This window comes from thiotrophic endosymbiont of Bathymodiolus puteoserpentis (Logatchev), assembly GCF_900127505.1.
Classification (GTDB): domain Bacteria; phylum Pseudomonadota; class Gammaproteobacteria; order PS1; family Pseudothioglobaceae; genus Thiodubiliella.
The window spans coordinates 1-1,478 of record NZ_UEXF01000012.1 but is presented as its reverse complement, the minus strand read 5'-3'; the positions used below and the strand labels follow the sequence as shown (position 1 = coordinate 1,478).

Genomic DNA, 1,478 nt, shown 5'->3' with positions numbered 1-1,478 from the left:
CAAAAAAACGCACAAACCCCAACTGGTATAATGATTTCAACCAAAAAACCGCTTCACCCATTGGGTGAAAACACAAAAGACAATCACATCCCTTTTATACACAACCAAACCTTACTGCGTTTATGAAAATTTTAAACTACAAACTGTCCTCTACCAACGAACTTTTAACCGCTCGCATTGGATTACTTGCTACTGCACATACCATTAACACATTGAGTTTGTCTAATACCATTGATCAACACTTCCCAGCCCTTGGTAGCAATTGTGCACTCAAAGCCTCCACTTTTATCAATACCTTGATATTAAGTCAACATGAAGGTGGTCAGTGCTTAGATGATACTACCCACATTGCCAAAGACAAGGCGCTACGCTTAATCACCAATCAAAGCGTGCCAACCCCACAGGCTATTGGCATTTGGCTTCGGCGTTTAGGTGAAGACAACCAAGGAATCAAAGCCTTACAAAAGGTCAATAAAACTGTGCTTAAAGCCACGCTTAATCATTGCAAAAACATCACCCTTGATATTGATGCCAGTGAAGTCATTGCCAATAAAGCTGATGCTCAGTGGACTTATAAGAAACACAAGGGCTATATGCCAATAATAGGACATATCGCCCAAACAGGGCAGATTGTTGCCACTAACTTTAGGGCGGGTAATGTATCACCAGCAAAAGACAACCTTGACTTTATCAAAATCTCTCAAGACGCATTACCTAAAGGCACTAACATCAAAAAACTTAGAATAGACGCAGCAGGCTATCAAGCCAGTATTATTGATTATTGCTTTGAACATGATATTGAATTTAGTATCAGAGCAAAGATATGTCAATCTCTTAAAGATATTTTTGTAGATAAGGACAACCAATGGCAACCTTTGGTTGATAAAAAAGGCAAAGCCATTGATGGGCAAGCCACTTTTAGAATGCGCCATTTTATGGGTAATAATGGCAAAGTCTTTGATTTAGTCGTGCAAAGGAGCTCTGTTACTGGGCAGGTAGAATTAGACTTAGAATTAGACAGCAATAACAGCACCCAAGCCCCTGAACAAATCACCAGTGGACAATATATTTATCGCTCTATCGCCACCAATCTTGAAACTTTGAGTGACAGCAAGGTTATCCATTTTTACAACCAACGAGGTGAAGACAGTGAAAACCGTATCAAAGAATTGAAAAATGATTTTGGTGCAAGACAAATGCCTTGTGGTGATTTTAATGCCAATGCCTTGTATTTTGATATTTGTAGTTTGTCTTACAACTTGTTTGCACTAATGCGTCAAATATTACCCCTTGAATTTGCCAATAAAAGAGCCAAGTATGTGCGCAATCGCTTCTATGCTATCGCCGCTAAAGTACTTCAACATGGCAGACAAGTGATTGTTAAGTGCCAAGCACAATATTATGACTTACTTACTCAGGTGCTAAACAACATCAAAGCGTTTAAGCCGTTGCTATCTTGATTTAAACGAACAACAAAA

1 protein-coding gene is annotated in these 1,478 nt (G+C 39.0%); it reads left to right on the top strand.

The features are described from left to right. Nucleotides 1–122: 122 nt before the first annotated feature. Nucleotides 123–1,460 carry an IS1380 family transposase gene (locus BHECKSOX2_RS00990; protein WP_139682100.1) on the top strand — a complete coding sequence of 446 codons (1,338 nt, stop codon included), beginning with the start codon at nt 123–125 and terminating at the stop codon, nt 1,458–1,460. Nucleotides 1,461–1,478: the final 18 nt, after the last annotated feature.